At 41.7% G+C, this 16,516-nt stretch carries 14 protein-coding genes; 5 read left to right on the forward strand and 9 right to left on the reverse strand.

Features of this window, described 5'->3' with window-relative positions; translation table 11 throughout:
• The first annotated feature begins 40 nt into the window (after positions 1 to 40).
• The 4 genes from WHS63_RS10995 to rlmB are packed head-to-tail and all read left to right on the forward strand — an operon-like array spanning position 41 to position 5,825.
• A complete protein-coding gene (locus WHS63_RS10995) occupies positions 41 to 2,353 on the forward strand; it encodes a CotH kinase family protein (protein WP_445205147.1) in 2,313 nt (770 codons plus the stop codon).
• 4 nt (positions 2,354 to 2,357) lie between these two features.
• Positions 2,358 to 3,062: a DUF2490 domain-containing protein gene (locus WHS63_RS11000; RefSeq protein WP_445205148.1), complete on the forward strand. Its 705-nt coding sequence runs from the start codon at positions 2,358 to 2,360 to the stop codon at positions 3,060 to 3,062.
• A gap of 58 nt (positions 3,063 to 3,120) precedes the next feature.
• A complete protein-coding gene (locus tag WHS63_RS11005; protein ID WP_445205149.1) occupies positions 3,121 to 5,082 on the forward strand; it encodes an ATP-binding cassette domain-containing protein in 1,962 nt (653 codons plus the stop codon).
• Positions 5,083 to 5,084: 2 nt separating this feature from the next.
• Complete coding sequence (gene rlmB, locus WHS63_RS11010) at positions 5,085 to 5,825, forward strand: 23S rRNA (guanosine(2251)-2'-O)-methyltransferase RlmB (RefSeq protein WP_445205150.1); 741 nt, start codon at positions 5,085 to 5,087, stop codon at positions 5,823 to 5,825.
• On the opposite strand, the gene WHS63_RS11015 is transcribed toward rlmB, so the two are convergent.
• From WHS63_RS11015 to WHS63_RS11050, 8 genes are all read right to left on the reverse strand, one after another.
• On the reverse strand, positions 5,820 to 6,743 hold the full coding sequence (locus WHS63_RS11015; RefSeq protein ID WP_445205151.1) for a patatin-like phospholipase family protein: 924 nt from the start codon (positions 6,741 to 6,743) through the stop codon (positions 5,820 to 5,822). The genes rlmB and WHS63_RS11015 overlap by 6 nt on opposite strands.
• Positions 6,744 to 6,822: 79 nt before the next feature.
• Positions 6,823 to 7,296: a nucleoside deaminase gene (locus WHS63_RS11020; protein ID WP_445205152.1), complete on the reverse strand. Its 474-nt coding sequence runs from the start codon at positions 7,294 to 7,296 to the stop codon at positions 6,823 to 6,825.
• 112 nt (positions 7,297 to 7,408) lie between these two features.
• The gene (locus tag WHS63_RS11025; RefSeq protein ID WP_445205153.1) at positions 7,409 to 8,686 is read right to left on the reverse strand and encodes a mechanosensitive ion channel family protein; all 1,278 of its coding nucleotides are present in this window, start codon (positions 8,684 to 8,686) and stop codon (positions 7,409 to 7,411) included.
• Between the two features lie 45 nt (positions 8,687 to 8,731).
• Complete coding sequence (locus WHS63_RS11030; RefSeq protein ID WP_445205154.1) at positions 8,732 to 9,097, reverse strand: DUF3127 domain-containing protein; 366 nt, start codon at positions 9,095 to 9,097, stop codon at positions 8,732 to 8,734.
• 66 nt (positions 9,098 to 9,163) lie between these two features.
• Entirely contained in the window at positions 9,164 to 9,883 is a 720-nt protein-coding gene (locus tag WHS63_RS11035) for an FKBP-type peptidyl-prolyl cis-trans isomerase (RefSeq protein WP_445205155.1), read from the reverse strand.
• Between the two features lie 99 nt (positions 9,884 to 9,982).
• Positions 9,983 to 10,660 (reverse strand): tRNA (5-methylaminomethyl-2-thiouridine)(34)-methyltransferase MnmD, encoded by a 678-nt coding sequence (gene mnmD / locus WHS63_RS11040; RefSeq protein WP_445205156.1) that lies wholly within the window; start codon positions 10,658 to 10,660, stop codon positions 9,983 to 9,985.
• Positions 10,661 to 10,734: 74 nt separating this feature from the next.
• On the reverse strand, positions 10,735 to 11,334 hold the full coding sequence (locus WHS63_RS11045; protein WP_445205157.1) for a thioredoxin family protein: 600 nt from the start codon (positions 11,332 to 11,334) through the stop codon (positions 10,735 to 10,737).
• Between the two features lie 14 nt (positions 11,335 to 11,348).
• Positions 11,349 to 11,852 (reverse strand): TlpA family protein disulfide reductase, encoded by a 504-nt coding sequence (locus WHS63_RS11050; protein WP_445205158.1) that lies wholly within the window; start codon positions 11,850 to 11,852, stop codon positions 11,349 to 11,351.
• A gap of 146 nt (positions 11,853 to 11,998) precedes the next feature.
• On the opposite strand from WHS63_RS11050, the gene WHS63_RS11055 reads away from it, so the two are divergent.
• A complete protein-coding gene (locus tag WHS63_RS11055; RefSeq protein WP_445205159.1) occupies positions 11,999 to 14,104 on the forward strand; it encodes a S9 family peptidase in 2,106 nt (701 codons plus the stop codon).
• A 298-nt stretch (positions 14,105 to 14,402) separates the two neighbouring features.
• Here WHS63_RS11055 and WHS63_RS11060 read toward each other — a convergent pair whose 3' ends face one another.
• Complete coding sequence (locus tag WHS63_RS11060; protein ID WP_445205160.1) at positions 14,403 to 16,424, reverse strand: PAS domain S-box protein; 2,022 nt, start codon at positions 16,422 to 16,424, stop codon at positions 14,403 to 14,405.
• Between the last annotated feature and the right edge of the window lie 92 nt (positions 16,425 to 16,516).

Raw genomic sequence — 16,516 nt, forward strand, 5'->3', positions numbered from 1 at the left:
TTCTTCATAAATCTGCCGTTAATAATACCTTTGCTATCTTATGAAATTGTTAATTGCAGTGTTTAAAAGATTTTTTTTCCTATTAGGGTTACCACTTTTAGTACTGGCTGGGTACGGACAAGGAGTAGTTGAGAACAATCCGCTGTTCGATGATAGCGAGGTTGCACGTATCGATATCACAATTAATCCTACATACTTACAAAGCATACTGCAGGCTGGAAATGAAGAGAGTAATACTGAATACCCTGCCACTTTCAGCTTCACTTCATCGAAATTTACGGCCGTATTGGAGAATGCTGGTTTCAGGTTAAGGGGTAATACTTCGCGCTACGCCCAAAAGAAATCGTTCAAGGTATCGTTTAATGCCTTTGAACCCGGAAAAAAGTTGAAGGGTATTGAAAAATTGAACCTAAACGGTGAACATAACGACCCATCGATTGTTCGCTCCAAGTTAGTTTGGGATTTAATGGGTGAAATAGGCTTACCCGCTCCACGGGCAAACCATGTTAGGCTTTACATTAACAATCAGTATTACGGGCTATACATCAACGTTGAACATATAGATGAGAATTTTGTGAAAGCACGGTTTGGCAACAATGATGGAAATCTTTATAAATGTCTATATCCGGCCGATTTAACATACAGGAGCAGTGACCCTAATGCCTATAAATTTGTTCAAAACGGATACCGTGTATATGATCTAAAAACCAATACCGAACAGGACAACTATTCCGACCTTGCACAACTTATTGATATTATTAACCGCACATCCATATCGGATTTGCCAGCTAAACTTGAGCCAATATTTGATATTAATAATTTCCTGAAATACTTAGCAGTTGAGGCGTTAACGGGCAACTGGGATGGATACTCATACAACAAGAACAACTTTTACCTCTACAGAAATACAGCCACCGGACGCTTTGAGTTCATACCCTACGATACCGATAACACATTTGGAATTGACTGGTTCAATATTGACTGGGCAACACGCAACGTTACCACATGGGTAAGCAGCCAGGCGCGACCTTTAACAAAAAACATACTTGCAGTTGATGTTTACCGCAAGCGCTACTACTTTTACCTAAAGCAGCTAATAAACGGAGCATTTTCAACTAATTCCATTCAGTCCAAGGCTATTGCTCTACGATCAAAAATTGAAGCTTACGCCACTATTGATCCTTACCGACCGCTCGATTACGGATGGAGTAGTTCCGATTTCTATAGCTCCTACTTCAATTCACTTGGCGGGCACGTTAAGTATGGTTTAATCCCTTACGTAACCAAGCGCATACAATACGCAAACTCACAGTTTAGTGTCGATGATATTCCGCCAATTGTTTCCAATGTTAGCTGGTTGGCTTACGGTTACAAAACTCCAGTTACAGTTTTTGCCGATGTTGATGACGAAGGAAAGGCATCCCTTAAACTACACTTTAAGGCCGGGGAAGGGAATTGGCAAAGTATCGATATGCAGAACACCAACCGAAACCACTACAAAGCTACAATTGGGCCATGGGATAAACCTGTTAAAGCTATCAGCTTTTACCTTGAATGCACCGATAAGAGCGGTAAAACAACCCGCGAGCCACTCAACGGTGAGTATTCAATAAAATTCAATCAAATTGCAATACCCATTTGCATTAACGAGGTGATGACATCCAACCAATCCACCTATCCCAATGAGTATGGCAACTACTCCGACTGGATTGAGCTGTACAACTACGGCAAAAATCCCATATCGCTACAGGGTATGAGCATTAGCGATAGCTTGGGTAAACCCGGGAAATGGGCTCTACCCAGCATCACTATTAACCCTGGCGAGTTTCTGCTTCTTTGGGCCGATGGTGAACCCGAAAAAGGCAATAATCACTTACCTTTCCGCCTCAGTAGCCAAGGCGAAGAAATTGGACTTTTTACATCTAAAACCGATGGGTACAAGCTAATTGATGGTTACCAGTTTGGCAAAATAGCCAAAAATGAAAGTTTTGGCTACTACCCCAATGCTGTCGGTTTGCCTCAAGCACTGCTTAGCCCTACACCCGGAAAAAGTAATGTGTACACATCCAAACGGATTGATATGGTGTTACCTGAAATTATTGCTTACCCTAACCCATTTACTGAATCTGTTACAATTACCCTATCGTACCAACCAGCCTACGACTACACTATTTCAATAGTAAACCCTCAAGGAATTACCGTGCTGGAGCATTTCATGAAAAAAGATGATAACCCAAAGCTAACCTGGCACCCACAAAACCTTTCAAAGGGTACATACTTAATAGTTTTTACAATTCACGGCAAGCAAAATCAACTTATTAAACCGAAAAAAGTTATTTTTGAAAAATTTTGAATTGATGATACGGAATAAACTGTCATTGATTTTTGCATTTACTTTACTAATAGTCACAAATGCTAGCTCGCAGGTTGCTCACACATTATGGAGCGGTGCTGAACTCCAGCTTCCCTTTTCAAAAGCATTTCGTATTACGTTCTCCCCTGAGCTAAGGCTAACCGACGAAAAGAGAATTGATGATCTTATTCTTGAAGCCGAGGCTCAACTTCGTGTCCACAAACTCCTGCAGCCTACTATTTCATACAGGTATTACAGGTTTTACGATGATCCGGGTGAATACTTTAATGGTCAACGGTTGGGAGCAGGTATAAACTCATCGCTTGAGTTGGGTCGTTTTAAACTGACCAATCGCATTTACTACTTTCATAGGCTAATAAACCGTTACGGTTATGGCTACTCCATTGAAACACGCCGTGAACTCCGCGAAGGTATCAAAATAACATACAACATAAGGCGAACAAAGTTTGAACCCTTTGTGCAGGCCGAAATTTACTACGATATTTCACCCGACCGTAACCATGAATTTTCAAGAGTCAGAATCAGAACCGGTTTGGAATACCCTTTCTCTAAGCGGTCGAGTATAGACCTGTTTTTCCAAATACAGGATAAGCTGAATACAAACAACCCACTCCGAACCTACACTGTTGGTATTTTTTACAACTATAAGCTACCTACGCCAAAACCCAAATCGGTTGATATAGAGTAAATGTATTATTAACCATTTTAATGTATTACCTTTGCAGCAATTTTATTGCTGTTTTACAATGATTTCGGTTAATAATCTTACGCTTAGCTTTGGTGGGTTCGACCTATTTAAGGGGATAAGCTTTCAGCTAAACGATAATGAGCATGTTGGGCTTGTTGGAAAGAATGGAGCAGGTAAAACCACATTGCTAAGGCTAATTGCAGGCGAACTACAACCCACAAAGGGAAATATCTCATTACCCAGTGATATTAGGTTAGGGTATTTGCCCCAACAAATGAAGCTGGCCTCGGGAAAAACCGTAATAGAGGAAACCCGCAAGGCTTTCGCCGAAACTATTAATATAAAAAATGACATTAACCACATCTCGGAGCAAATTTCCCACCGCACCGATTACGAAAGCAAGGAGTACCTTGAGCTTATCAATAAGCTCACCGAATTAAACGACCGCTATGCCATACTTGAAGGCGATAGCGCCGATGCACGGGCAGAGCAAACCCTTTTGGGCTTAGGTTTTAAACGAGCCGATTTTAGCCGTCAAACCACTGAGTTTAGCGGGGGATGGCGCATGCGTATTGAACTGGCCAAAATATTACTTCAGAACCCACAGGTTCTGCTGCTCGACGAGCCAACCAATCATTTGGATATTGAATCGATACAGTGGTTGGAGGATTACCTTAAAGACTTTCAGGGTGCGCTACTGCTTATTTCGCACGACCGTGCATTTCTGGATAATGTTACCCATCGAACCATTGAAATCTCGCTTGGCAATGTTTACGATTACCGTGTACCCTACTCGCAATACGTGGAGTTGCGCCGTGAACGGCGCGAACAGCAAATGGCCGCCTACCGCAACCAACAAAAGCTCATTGAGGATACCCAGGAGTTTATCGACAGGTTCCGCTACAAGGCCACCAAGGCTGTTCAGGTGCAATCGCGTATTAAGATGCTTGAACGGATGGATATTATTGAGGTTGATGAAGAAGATAGTGCTACCCTGAATATTCGTTTCCCCGAAGCACCCCGCTCAGGCGATGTGGTTATTGAGGCCAAGGAGGTTTCGAAAAGCTTTGGAAACAAGCATGTTTTTTCCGATGTCCATTTTACCATTGAACGCGGCCAAAAGGTGGCCTTTGTTGGCCGTAATGGCGAAGGGAAAACGACCATGAGCCGCATAATTGTTGGTGAACTCCCTTACGATGGACACCTCAAAATTGGTCATAATGTAACTATAGGTTACTTTGCCCAAAATCAGGATGAGCTGCTCGATGGAAGCCTCACCGTACTTGAAACCATTGACCACGTTGCTGTAGGAGATATTCGCACCCGTATGCGCGATATACTTGGCGCATTCCTCTTCCGTGGCGAGGATGTTGATAAACGGGTTAGCGTACTATCCGGAGGTGAACGAAACCGGCTCGCCATGGCAAAGCTAATGCTTCAACCCTACAACCTGCTTGTGCTCGACGAGCCCACCAACCACCTCGATATGCGATCGAAGGATGTTCTGAAAAATGCCCTTCAGGCATTTAATGGAACCTTAATCCTTGTTTCGCATGACCGCGATTTCCTAAACGGGCTGGTAGATAAAATTTATGAGTTTACCGATGGTAAGGTAAAAGAACACCTTGGCGGTATATACGATTTTTTGCAGCGCAAAAAATTGCAAAACCTAAAGGAATTGGAACGTAAACAGGTTGAGCAAAAAGCAAAAAACTCAACCAGCGCAAACTCCGAACAAAAAATACAGTGGGAGGAACGCAAAGAACTCGACTGGCAAATCCGCAAGCTGGAGTCGCAGGTTGAGAAGCTGGAAAAGGAAATCGGAATGCTGGAAAGCACTATTGCCGAAACCGATACTAAACTATCGAATCCTACAGCCCATGGCATTGACCTATCCGATAAGGATTTTTTCAAAAAATACGAAAGCCATAAGACTGAACTTATGGGAAAAATGGAGCAGTGGGAAAATCTACTTGCTCAAGTTGAAGAACTAAAAACAAAACGAAACAACACAAACTAACAATGGAAAACTCGGAGAACCTAATATTTGGCATAAGAGCCGTTTTGGAGGCACTTAATGCTGGAGCAAAAATTAGCAAAGTGATAGTACGCCAAGGGCTTACCGGCAACCTAGCATCAGAGCTTATGGGATTGCTAAAGCATAATAACATTCCCTTTCAGTATCTACCCAACGAGGCTTTTACTAGGTATAAGGATAAAAATCATCAGGGGGTTATTGCTTTTACCTCACCAATTGAGGTTTATAGGGTTGAAGATATTTTACCTCAACTACAGGAAAAAACCAACTCGCCATTCCTACTTATACTCGACCGCATTACCGATGTACGCAATTTTGGTGCAATTGTTCGAACTGCTGAATGCGCAGGCGTTGATGCTATTATTGTTCCAGCCAAAGGAGCAGCCAATATTGGCGGCGATGCCATAAAAACCTCGGCTGGCGCACTTTACAACATTCCTATTTGTAGGGTAGGTAGCCTAAAAATGCTAAGCTATCAGCTACGCGATTATGGGTATAGGATTGTTTCGGCAAGCGAAAGGGGCGAAAAGTTGCTCTATGAAGCTAACCTTACCGGGCCAATAGCTATTGTTATGGGTGCAGAGGATACGGGCATACACCCCGAGGTGCTAAGGCTATCGCATGAAATTGTTCGTATACCATTAAAGGGTAAAATTGAGTCGCTAAATGTCTCGGTGGCTACTGGCATTGTTCTGTTTGAAGCCGTTAGGCAGCGAACCCTATAACCCCTTTTCGTCCAGCACCTTTGCGCATTGTAAGCGTCCGTACTCAATCAGCTCGGCAGCTTTGTAAAATTCAAAAACAGTAGCCGAATTTTTTGATATGGAAACTAGCACATCGGGCGGGGTTACCTTTATTGCATACTGGGTTAACTGCGACTGCATGAGCTGCACCGAACGCATGGCTAAATCGAAGTAGCCAATACTTTTTGGCGATTGCTTAGCTTTTACCTCGCTTTCCTTAGTTGGCGCATTGTGTCCAAAAAATTTATCCCACTTGGCAACAAGTTGCTCAATTTTAGGGTTATCCTTAACCCAGCTATTTTTGGATTGCTTATTGGTTGGCACCGCCAAATCGTAAGGGATAATGGCATTCAAATCAACAGCCACCAGTAAATCGTTTTTAGTTCGCCTAACATACTCCAGGGGCAATGGCGAAAGCACTCCACCATCAACAAGTAATGTACCATTGTATGGCAATGGTGTGAAAACGCTTGGGATGGAAATGGATGCGCGAATGGCGGTTTGGAGCTTGCCAGAATTAAAAACAATAAGTTGATTACTTAAAATGTCGACTGCAACTGCAGTGTATGGTAGGGGCAAATCCTCTATTTTTACATCAGGAATCATATTGAGTTCCTGCATCTTTTCAAAAACCTTTTGCCCTTTAACAATACCTTTTGATGAGAATGTAAAATCGATTAGCGTTAGGATATCAATTTTATCGAGTTTAAGTATCCAGTTTTTGTAATCATCAAGCCTGTTGGCAGCCAGCAAGCCTCCCACAAGTGCCCCCATTGATGAGCCTGAGATTGATGTAATACTGTAACCCCTTCGGGTTAACTCCTCAATCACCCCAATATGGGCTAAACCCCGTGCGCCACCACTCCCAAGTACCAGTGCTACATTCTTTGATTTAACCATAGTTACTTACAACAATTATTTGAATATCAATGTTTTTAGTCAAAGAATGCTAATAAAGGCAAAATTGTGGAACAACCAATTAATACTTTACCTTGTTTTCCTTTTTATCCCACTCCCTAAAAGGTACAACGCCCTTTTCCGGGCTAACATGAATGAATGGGATACGCCTGCGGTCGAACGATAGGTTTACCTCATCGTAAATAAAGCTATCGTCGAAACCGTGGTACGATGCCATATGGCGGTTAGCTGAATAGTAAACCTTATCGAGACGAGCCCAGTAAATGGCCCCAAAGCACATGGGGCAAGGCTCACATGAGGTATAGAGAACGCAACCGTTTAGCTGAAAGGTATTCAGGTTCTTACATGCATCGCGTATGGCCATTACCTCAGCGTGAGCGGTTGGGTCGTTTGTTGATGTAACATGGTTATTGCCACGTCCTACAATTTTTCCATCCTTAACCACAATAGCGCCAAAAGGGCCTCCATCGCCAGCCATTACGCCATCAACGGCTAACCTTATGGCCTCGTCCATAAATTTTTCGTGTTCGCTCATAGCTTACTTTTAAATCTCTAATTTACTAAGAAAATATTCAACGGCAATTATTCCAAATAATTATTGAAACAGAAGCGAAACCCAATGGTTGGATTCCGCTTCTGGAAGCTAATTAGTTACCTTTAGCAATTGCTCTAATATCATCGCTCGACATTCGCTGAAAAACCTTTAAATCAAAAACAGGAAGCGCAGCCATGATATGGTCAAGAATTTCCGATTGTATAATTTCATACTGAACAAATCGTTTTTCCTTGAGGAAGCAGTATATCTCCATGGGAATGCCATACTCAACAGGCTGTTTCAGCCTAACAACAAGGGTTAGGTGTTTATTAACCTCAGGGTGATGGTTTAGGTATTCCTGAACATATTGCCTGAAAAGGTTCAGGTTGGTTTGCGCTCCGGCATTCATCAGCTGAATGGGGTCGGTTTCATGCAGCTTGTCAACATCAATGTCCTTAACCTTACTGACAATCAGGTTTATATTCGACAGTTTCTTTATGAGTTCCTTATCGCAGAACTTAACGGTTTTAGAGTCAATTATAATTGATTTCATTACCCTACGGCCAGCCGACTCCTCCATACCACGCCAGTTCTTAAAGCTCTCGTTGATTAGCGCAAAGGGCGGAACTGTAGTAATGGTATTGTCAAAGTTTTGAACCTTTACCGTGGTAAGGCTAATATCAACTACAGTTCCATCGAGGTTTCTTCCGGGCATCTCAATCCAATCGCCAAGTTTTAGCATCTCATTAGCCGATAGCTGAATTGATGCAACCAAACCGGTTATTACATCCTTGAATACCAACATTAAAACGGCGGTTGAGGCTCCTAAACCTACCAGAATCGACCCCGGATTTTTATTGATTATTATTCCAATTACCAAAATACCTGCAAAAACATAAATAATAATTTTTAGAACCTGCAGGTATCCTTTAATTGGTCTATTCTTGGCGTATGGTAATTCCTGGTATATTTCGTTAACTGTGTCGAGAAAAGCATTAAATACACTAATGGCAATAAAAATCATGTAGATTTTTGTAAGTGCCTGTAAAAACAGTGTAACCTTGGGAGAATAGTCGTACAGGGCTATACCAAGGGTCAAGTACACCACAATGGCAGGAGCAAAGTGAGCTAAACGGTGAAAGAATCGTTTTTCAACCAGAACATCATCCCATTCGGTTTTGGTTCGTCTGGCTACACGGGCCATGGTGGTCAAAAAAATACGCTTTGCAATAAAATCGGCAATTAATGCAAGTATAAATATGGTTGCAAGCGATATTGCCACCTTGAAAAACTGTGCAAAAGTTTCGTTAATACCTTGGTTTAGGAGCCACGATTCAAGGTCCTCGAGAAAAAGATACTTGCGAATTACTTGTTCCTCCATACCTTCCATATTCAAGTATTTTTTGTTAATAGTTTACTAAAGGCAAAATTACAGCTAAAAAGGTAAACCATCGTCACTTCCTCCCTCCATAGGTGGATAAAGATTATCATTGAACGGAGGGAGTTCCGGAACTTGTTCGGGTGTAGCACCCTTGCTCACTGGCTCAATTCGCCAAGCCCGAACATCGGTGTACCAACGCCCATTAAATTCACGCGACTCAATGTTAATTGAAACCTTTACTGAGTCGCCTAACTGAATTGTCTCAAGGTCTTTAACCTTATCGCCCCAGAGCGATATGCAAACCTTTCGGGGGTATTGCTCTTGCGTTTCAATAATGAATTCCTGTTTAACCCAAGCCCCATTTTTTCCCTGTCCGGTTTGTTGGTCGAGTTTCTTAATTAGTTTTCCCTGAATTTCCATTTGTAATCCGATTAAAAAACCGGGTGAAAGTTCAACCCGGTTTAGTTTGATTGATATTTGGTAAATCTATTTCTTATTCTGGGCGTTTTCCTTTACAATGTCGAGCAGTTCAACCTCAAAAATCAGGGCTTGGTTAGGACCAATTGGGCTGCCCGGGCGAACTCTCTCACCATAAGCTAAATTGCTAGGGATGTAAAGAATAAATTTAGAGCCAACCTTCATCTTTTGCAAACCAATAGTCCAGCCAGGAATAACCTGATTGAGCTTAAACTGAGCGGGTTCTCCCCTATCGTACGACGAATCAAACTGGGTGCCATCAATAAGGGTGCCCTTGTAGTGAACCTTTACAATATCCTCAGCGGTAGGCATAGGTCCGGTACCTTCCTGAATAATTTTGTACTGTAAACCTGATGAGTCAACAACTACGCCCTCCTTGGTCTTATTCTCATCAAGGAACTTGTTGCTTGCGTCAAGGTTCTCCTGAGCAATTCGCATTTCGCGACGGTTTAAGAAATCCTGAATGTATTTAAGAGCTTCCTCATCATTCATCTTTATCTTTGAGGAATCTTTGCTGTAAACATCCTGGATTGCTCTGGCAATTGCCTTATAGTTAATTTCATCAAGCTTAGCGTTCTTAAAACTTGAGGCAATATTTACACCTAATGCATAGCTCAAGCTATCGGTTTCTGATTTTAGAATAACCTTGCCAATTTTGCTATTTGAATTTTGGCACGAGATTACTACAGGTATTGCTAAAGCAGCTACAAGTAAACCTTTTAACTTCATAATATGATTGATTTAAGTTAGTTATACGAACGTAATTTTCTTTGCGAAGATACTATACTTTTCCAATATCAAAAAAAACGTTAGCTTTTTTTGGGTAAATTACTTTGGCGCATTTTTCCATGCCCTAATCATGTGACGTTTACCGGGAGGCCCAGCCAACCTTTCAACGTAAAAGCCTGCCTGCCGTAAATTTTGCTTTACCAGTCCTTTAGCTGAATAGGTAACCAAAACGCCGTTAGGTTTTAAAGCATTGAATAGTTTATTGAAATTTTCAATACTCCACATCTCGGGCTGATCGTCAGGAGCAAAGGCATCAAAGTAAACTAAATCGTACATATGGTTAGGATTCCAACCTATGAAATCAACATACAACTTTGAAACTGTAAACCAGGTAGATACTGGAACAGGCTCACTGGCTGATGCAGCAACAATCTTTTCCCAAAGCTCTGCGCATTCTGGCTCTAAAACAGCATGGTAACCCGTGGAGTTTAGCACTTCAACCGTAGGAGGGAAAAGTTCTATACCAGTGTAATGTACCCTTACACCATACTTTTGTGCTACCCATCCTGTAAGAGCTGCATTTAAGCAGGTACCCATTCCAATCTCAAGCACATCAACGTTTTTTTTATTTTGTAAAATGGCCTTAAACCCTGATTTTATGAATACATGCATCGATTCCGTTAGCGCACCGTTTACGGAATGGTAGGTTGCCTTAAACCTTTCGCTGTAGAGCGTGGAACTACCATCGGCAGTTGGAACTACCCTTAATCCATCCATAGCTGATTATTTAGGCAAAGCTAACAAAAAAGCCGCTAGCTCAGTAGCGGCTTAATCAATAATATAGCTATAAACTACTTTTTCACTTTTATTGAGCAACCCACCGCTTTAGTTTCTGTAACGGCAGGTTTCTTACCAGAAAGTAGAGCATCAACAGCATTTTCAACGTACTTTTCCTTTACGGCCGAGGCATCCTTATAGTTATCGTCAATTGTACCAATGTACTCAACAACCAAATCGTTTGCTTTTTTACTTAGAATGTAAACATGGGGTGTACGGGTTGCTCCGTAAAGCGGGTAAATCTTTTGTCCCTCATCGAAGAGGTACACAAATGGGAATTTCTTTTGCTGGGCCCGCTCAACCATTTTATCGAACGAGTCTTCAGGTACAACCTCAGGATCGTTAGAGTTGATGGCAATTACAGGAAACCCTTTAGAGGCATACTTTTCGTGTAAGGCTATCATCCTATCCTCATAGGCTTTCACAAAAGGGCAATGATTACACGAAAAGATTACAATAAAACCTTTGGCCTGAGTGTAATCGGCCAGTGAAACCATTTTGCCATCAACATTCTTCAGGCGAAAGTCAGGGGCCTTATCGCCAATTTTTAAACCCTGAGCGTATAGCCCGGCCACCATAAAAGTAGCCATTAGCATCAAAAACAATCGTTTCATAGATTCATTAGTTTTTAAGGTTTGACAAGTAAACTATCAATATTTGAAGTTATATCGGCTAATTCAATAGGCCCTTCAATAAAAACTTTATAGCTGCCTTTATATATTAGGGTTGCAGGAAGCGCACCGCTCCAGTCGGAGCTCACCTTATTGATCCATTCATTCTGATTAGGATCATCGAGCAAAACTACTGGTAAACGATTAGTTCTGGATTTTACAAATGGTTTTAAGCTCTTCTCAAGCTGATTAGGGAAATCGAGGCTAACCATTAAGAATCTTACCTTGCTACCGGAGTATTTTTTCGCGGCTTCATCAAAGTATGGAAATTCCTTAACGCATGGCGCACACCAAGTAGCCCAAAAGTTAACTACGTAAACCGTATCGGTTGATTTTGAGAGCTGTGGCTCAAGCATCTTAAAGTCAACAACATCAATGGTGTCGTAACTATAAGTATGCCTGTTTGTCTTACAACCAAACAGACCCACCACAATAAGAACTGTAAAAAACGATCGCCACATTACCCGAATATTTTCTATTTAACAAACAAAACGTTTCTTTGTTCACATGCCGTTTATTATGCACGCTATTCAATTTATAGTAACAGCAATTTGGTAAAAACCAACGGAAGTAATAAATTTGATGTTTAAAACTCATTTTGGTGTAGATGATAAGAGCCTTAAAAAATACTTTTCTTTTTTTTGCTACCCTCATAATTTCGGGCTGTTCCTTAGTACCCACCGCACCTTTAGCCGAACAACACGATACGCTTTTGGTTATGTTTGGCGATACACGCATCGATCCTTACTTCTGGTTACGGAATCGTGAATCGCAAAAGGTAATTGACCATTTACTGGCTGAGAATGCCTACACATACGCAGTAATGGAACCTACCCTGAACCTGCAGGATAGGTTGGTTGCTGAAATGCGCTCACGCAAACGAGGCGACGATATTACTGTTCCTGTTTTCATGAATGGCTACTACTACTATATTCGATACGAGGAAGGCAAAGAGTATCCCATTAACTGTAGGCGAAAGGGCTCCATGAATGCGCCTGAAGAAATAATACTTGATGAGAATGAGGTTGCTGCAGGCCATCGCTACTGCCAGATTGCTAGCATTGATATCTCGCCCGATAACCATTTCATGGCATTTGGGGTTGATACCCTGGGGAAACGGCTTTTTACCATTTACTTCAAGGATTTGGCATCGAGTCGGATTTTGGAGCATAAAATTGAAAACACAACCGGTGAGGTTGCCTGGACTAAGGATTGCCGATTTGTTTTCTATGCCTTCAAGGATAGTACCCTGCGCCCATCAGCCATTTTCCGCCACGATATACTCCAACCCTACGATGATGTTCCGGTTTTTAAGGAAACCGACAAAACTTTCAGGACACATGTGTTTACCACAAAATCGCACAGCTTCGTAATAATATCAACATCCAATGGTATTGCGAGTGAGTGCTGGTACCTGGACGCCGAAAAGCCCCTAGATAAATTTAGATTGATAGTGGGGCGAGAACAGAACCTTGAGTATAGCGTTGACCACTCAGGTAGTCATTTTTACTTTTTAACCAACCTAAACGCTCCCAATTTCAGGGTGCTTAGGGCTCCAGTTACCAACCCAACACTAAAGAACTGGAAAGAGGTAATCCCGGCCGACTCCTCAGTACTAATTCTTACCATGGAAGCCTTTAAAAACCACATAGTAACAACCGAACGCCGCGATGCGCTATTAAAGGTAAGGGTAATAAACCTACTGAATATGGAGCAGCACTATATCGATTTTGGCGAGGAGGTTTACACTGCTCTTCCCTCAGTAAACCCTGAGTTTAACACCAATCTTTTTTATTACTACTACACCTCGTTTACCACTCCCGGTTCCACATGCGAATACAACATGACTACCCGTAAAAAAAGGCTGCTCAAGCAGAATGAAGTTCTGGGTGGTTTTGATCCTACTAAATATGAGTCAAAGCGCATTTGGGCAACTGCACCGGACAGTACAACGATTCCAATATCAATGGTATATAGGAAAGGTACCAGGTTTAGCGCAAATACACCCTTGCTCCTTTACGGTTATGGTGCTTACGGTTACTCCATCAACACCACCTTCGATCCAAATCTCATTAGCTTACTTGACAGGGGTGTAGTATATGCAGTTGCCCATGTACGAGGCGGGCAGGAGATGGGACGACACTGGTATAACCAAGGCAAACTCCTGAACAAGAAAAACTCTTTTACCGATTTTGTTGCTTGCGCCGAGAAGCTTATTGCTGATGGCTATACTTCAGCTTCAAAACTTATAGCTCATGGTAGCAGTGCCGGCGGATTACTTGTGGGAGCAGCATTAAACATGCGCCCCGATCTGTTCAAAGCGGTGGTTGCAGAGGTGCCTTTTGTTGATGTGCTTACATCGATGCTCGATTCAACACAAGCATTAACTACTGTTGAATACAACGAGTGGGGAAATCCTCACGATTCTACCTTCTACTACTACATAAAATCGTACTCGCCCTACGACCAAATTAAAAAGATGCCCTACCCTAACATGCTTGTTACATCGGGTTACAACGACAATCAAGTGCAATACTTTGAGCCCGTAAAGTGGGTGGCTAAGCTACGGGCTAATAATACCGGTAACAGCCAAATTTTGCTTTGGATTGATATGTCGCTTGGCCATAGCCAATCATCAGGTAGGTACCTTCAGCTCAAGGATCAGGCCTTTATATATGCCTACATGTTAAACCAGTGGGGTATAACTGAATAATTGTTCCTGGAAAAGGAAGGTAACTATTTAACCCGAATACCATGAATTAAAAATTCAAGCGGGCTAATTTCTAGAGGAATGAGACGGAATCAATCGGAATCAATCGGAATGAATCGGAATGAATCGGAATGAGTCGGAATATGAGGAAGTTAGAGGAATAGCAAAAAGTGAACAGTTAATCCGAATTGCTATGGATTAACAAATTCAGCTGAGATAATCAAAATGTAAGGCGGAAACATTTATAGAGGGGAGCTGTTTATCGAAAAAAACAGTTGACGAAATTTAGTCAGTTGATGAATTAGAAGTTAACATTTGGATTTAAGGGAATAGTGAAGTAGAAGGTTGAGCCTCTACCGGGTTCGCTTTCCAACCAAATTTTACCACCAAGTCTTTCAACGTAAGCCTTTGCTATCGATAATCCTAAACCAGCACCATCAACCGGATTAGTCAAATCATTATTGGCTCGCACAAAGCGTTCAAAAATCACTTTTTGTTTATCCCGTGGTACTCCAATACCTGTGTCGCTTACCTTAAATAGTAGTGAACTATCAAAATACTCACAACCAATGGTTATGTTTCCCTTATTTGTATATTTTATGGCATTTTTAATCAGGTTAAAAAAGATATCCTGTAACAGGTAGCCATCGGTTTCAATCTCAACTAACTGCTCAGGAATATTGATTTTATGGGTTATTCCTATGCCTTTTACCCTTGCATCGGGGGTAAAAAATTCGGTTACGTACTGTACCAGGCTTGCAATATTGGTCCTTTTGTAAAATACTTTGACTTGCCCTGCCTCAATTCTAGCCATATCGAGGAGGCCGGTTAACAGTTCATTGAGTCTTTCCCCACTTCTTTCAATTACATTTAGGTACTTTTCTAAATCTTCCTTGGATAAATTCGGGTTACGCATAAGCTGCACAAACCCCATTATACCGTTCAATGGAGTTCTAATTTCATGGCTCATATTGGCCAGAAAGGCCGATTTTAGCTTATCATTTTCCTCGGCTTTACTCTTTGCCTCGAGTATCTCTTTTTCCCAGTTCTTTTGTTCAGTAATATCGCGTGCCACCGCAATTACACATTTTTTACCAAAATATACTCCTGGCGTAAGGCTTACAATCTTTGGGAAGTAGGCTCCATCGTGTCGTATCCCCCAGAATTCAAAAACCTGAGGTTCGCCATGGAAAGCCTTTTTCACGCACTGCGCAACCTGCTCCAGGTTATTATACCCTGGCGCCGACAGGAATTCAGGAGTTCTGCCTATAAAGTATTCACGAGGGTAACCGTAAATTCGGGTGGCAGTATCGTTTACATCTATAAAAACTCCGTTTTCATCCTGAATGTAAACCGCCTCCGAAATACTGTTTAGGATTCCTTTGTATGTTTGTTCTGATAGTTTTAGCTTTTCCTCCATCTCCTTCTTTTCAGTAATGTTACGGGCCGTACCAACAACTCCCATTAACTTTCCATCGTTACTGAAAATAGGTGCCTTATGAACATCAAGGAACATGAACTTCCCTTTAACATTACCAAACTCCTCAAACTGCATGGGTCGCAGCTCGCGCATTGTAATTTCATCGGAATCCATACATAGTTCCCCAAAAGTATGCCAGTTGGGATCCTCGGGATGTTTCTCCCTTTCGCGAAGAGCAAAAAATAAATCGGTTTTACCAATTGGTTCATTGGTGTCAGCGGCATTGAGCAACTCATTACAAATTGCCTTATTGGCAAAAATATATCGCTTTTGAGCATCCTTTGCCCAAATCATATCGGGAGCCGTATCGGCAAGCAGTCGTAAAAGGTCATATAGTTCCTGATACCGGAGTTCACTCTCCTTTAGGGTAATTTCATAGTTCTTCCTTTGGGTAATATTTCTTACTACGGCTAATGCTTTATCAGTGCCATACTTAACAAGGCGACTTTCAAAAAACATTGTTTTACCCTGAATAACAAGGTCGTAGTCGTAAACCTGCATTTTACCGGTTTCAAAAAGCTGCTTTATCTTTTCGTGGGTTAGCGATGCTATTGGTGCTGGTAATACCTCATCTACTCTCTTACCCACAAAGAATTCCGGAGGAGCATACATCTCATTAAGCCCTCCATTGTAGTCAATAAAATAACCTTGCTTATCGAAAACAAACATCATATCAGGGTTGGCCGATAACAGTGCAGCATTACGGGCTTCGCTATCAAGCAATCTACTTTCTATATCGCTTTGAATCTTATTTTGGGCATCATGAAGAGCCTTTAGCTCCTCGTACCTCTTCCTTAAATCATCAAGCTCTGCAAGTATTGCATTGATCTCAACCTCATCCATAATTATTCATTCAATTTCACATCCGTCCAAAATAAAATTTTGTAGATAAAAAATGGGAGTTGGAAATATCCCCGTTAAGGGATAGTTTTACA

This window comes from Tenuifilum sp. (assembly GCF_037481895.1).
In the GTDB taxonomy this organism is placed as follows: domain Bacteria; phylum Bacteroidota; class Bacteroidia; order Bacteroidales; family Tenuifilaceae; genus Tenuifilum; species Tenuifilum osseticum.

Coding starts and splice junctions, on each gene's coding strand:
- WHS63_RS11055 (WP_445205159.1), top strand. CDS start 11,999: ATGATAAGAGCCTTAAAAAATACTTTTCTTTTTTTTGCTACCCTCATA.
- WHS63_RS11060 (WP_445205160.1), bottom strand. CDS start 16,424: ATGGATGAGGTTGAGATCAATGCAATACTTGCAGAGCTTGATGATTTA.
- WHS63_RS10995 (WP_445205147.1), top strand. CDS start 41: ATGAAATTGTTAATTGCAGTGTTTAAAAGATTTTTTTTCCTATTAGGG.
- WHS63_RS11015 (WP_445205151.1), bottom strand. CDS start 6,743: ATGGTTAAATCAAAGAATGTAGCACTGGTACTTGGGAGTGGTGGCGCA.
- WHS63_RS11025 (WP_445205153.1), bottom strand. CDS start 8,686: ATGGAAGGTATGGAGGAACAAGTAATTCGCAAGTATCTTTTTCTCGAG.
- WHS63_RS11035 (WP_445205155.1), bottom strand. CDS start 9,883: ATGAAGTTAAAAGGTTTACTTGTAGCTGCTTTAGCAATACCTGTAGTA.
- WHS63_RS11000 (WP_445205148.1), top strand. CDS start 2,358: ATGATACGGAATAAACTGTCATTGATTTTTGCATTTACTTTACTAATA.
- rlmB (WP_445205150.1), top strand. CDS start 5,085: ATGGAAAACTCGGAGAACCTAATATTTGGCATAAGAGCCGTTTTGGAG.
- WHS63_RS11020 (WP_445205152.1), bottom strand. CDS start 7,296: ATGAGCGAACACGAAAAATTTATGGACGAGGCCATAAGGTTAGCCGTT.
- WHS63_RS11045 (WP_445205157.1), bottom strand. CDS start 11,334: ATGAAACGATTGTTTTTGATGCTAATGGCTACTTTTATGGTGGCCGGG.
- mnmD (WP_445205156.1), bottom strand. CDS start 10,660: ATGGATGGATTAAGGGTAGTTCCAACTGCCGATGGTAGTTCCACGCTC.
- WHS63_RS11030 (WP_445205154.1), bottom strand. CDS start 9,097: ATGGAAATTCAGGGAAAACTAATTAAGAAACTCGACCAACAAACCGGA.
- WHS63_RS11050 (WP_445205158.1), bottom strand. CDS start 11,852: ATGTGGCGATCGTTTTTTACAGTTCTTATTGTGGTGGGTCTGTTTGGT.
- WHS63_RS11005 (WP_445205149.1), top strand. CDS start 3,121: ATGATTTCGGTTAATAATCTTACGCTTAGCTTTGGTGGGTTCGACCTA.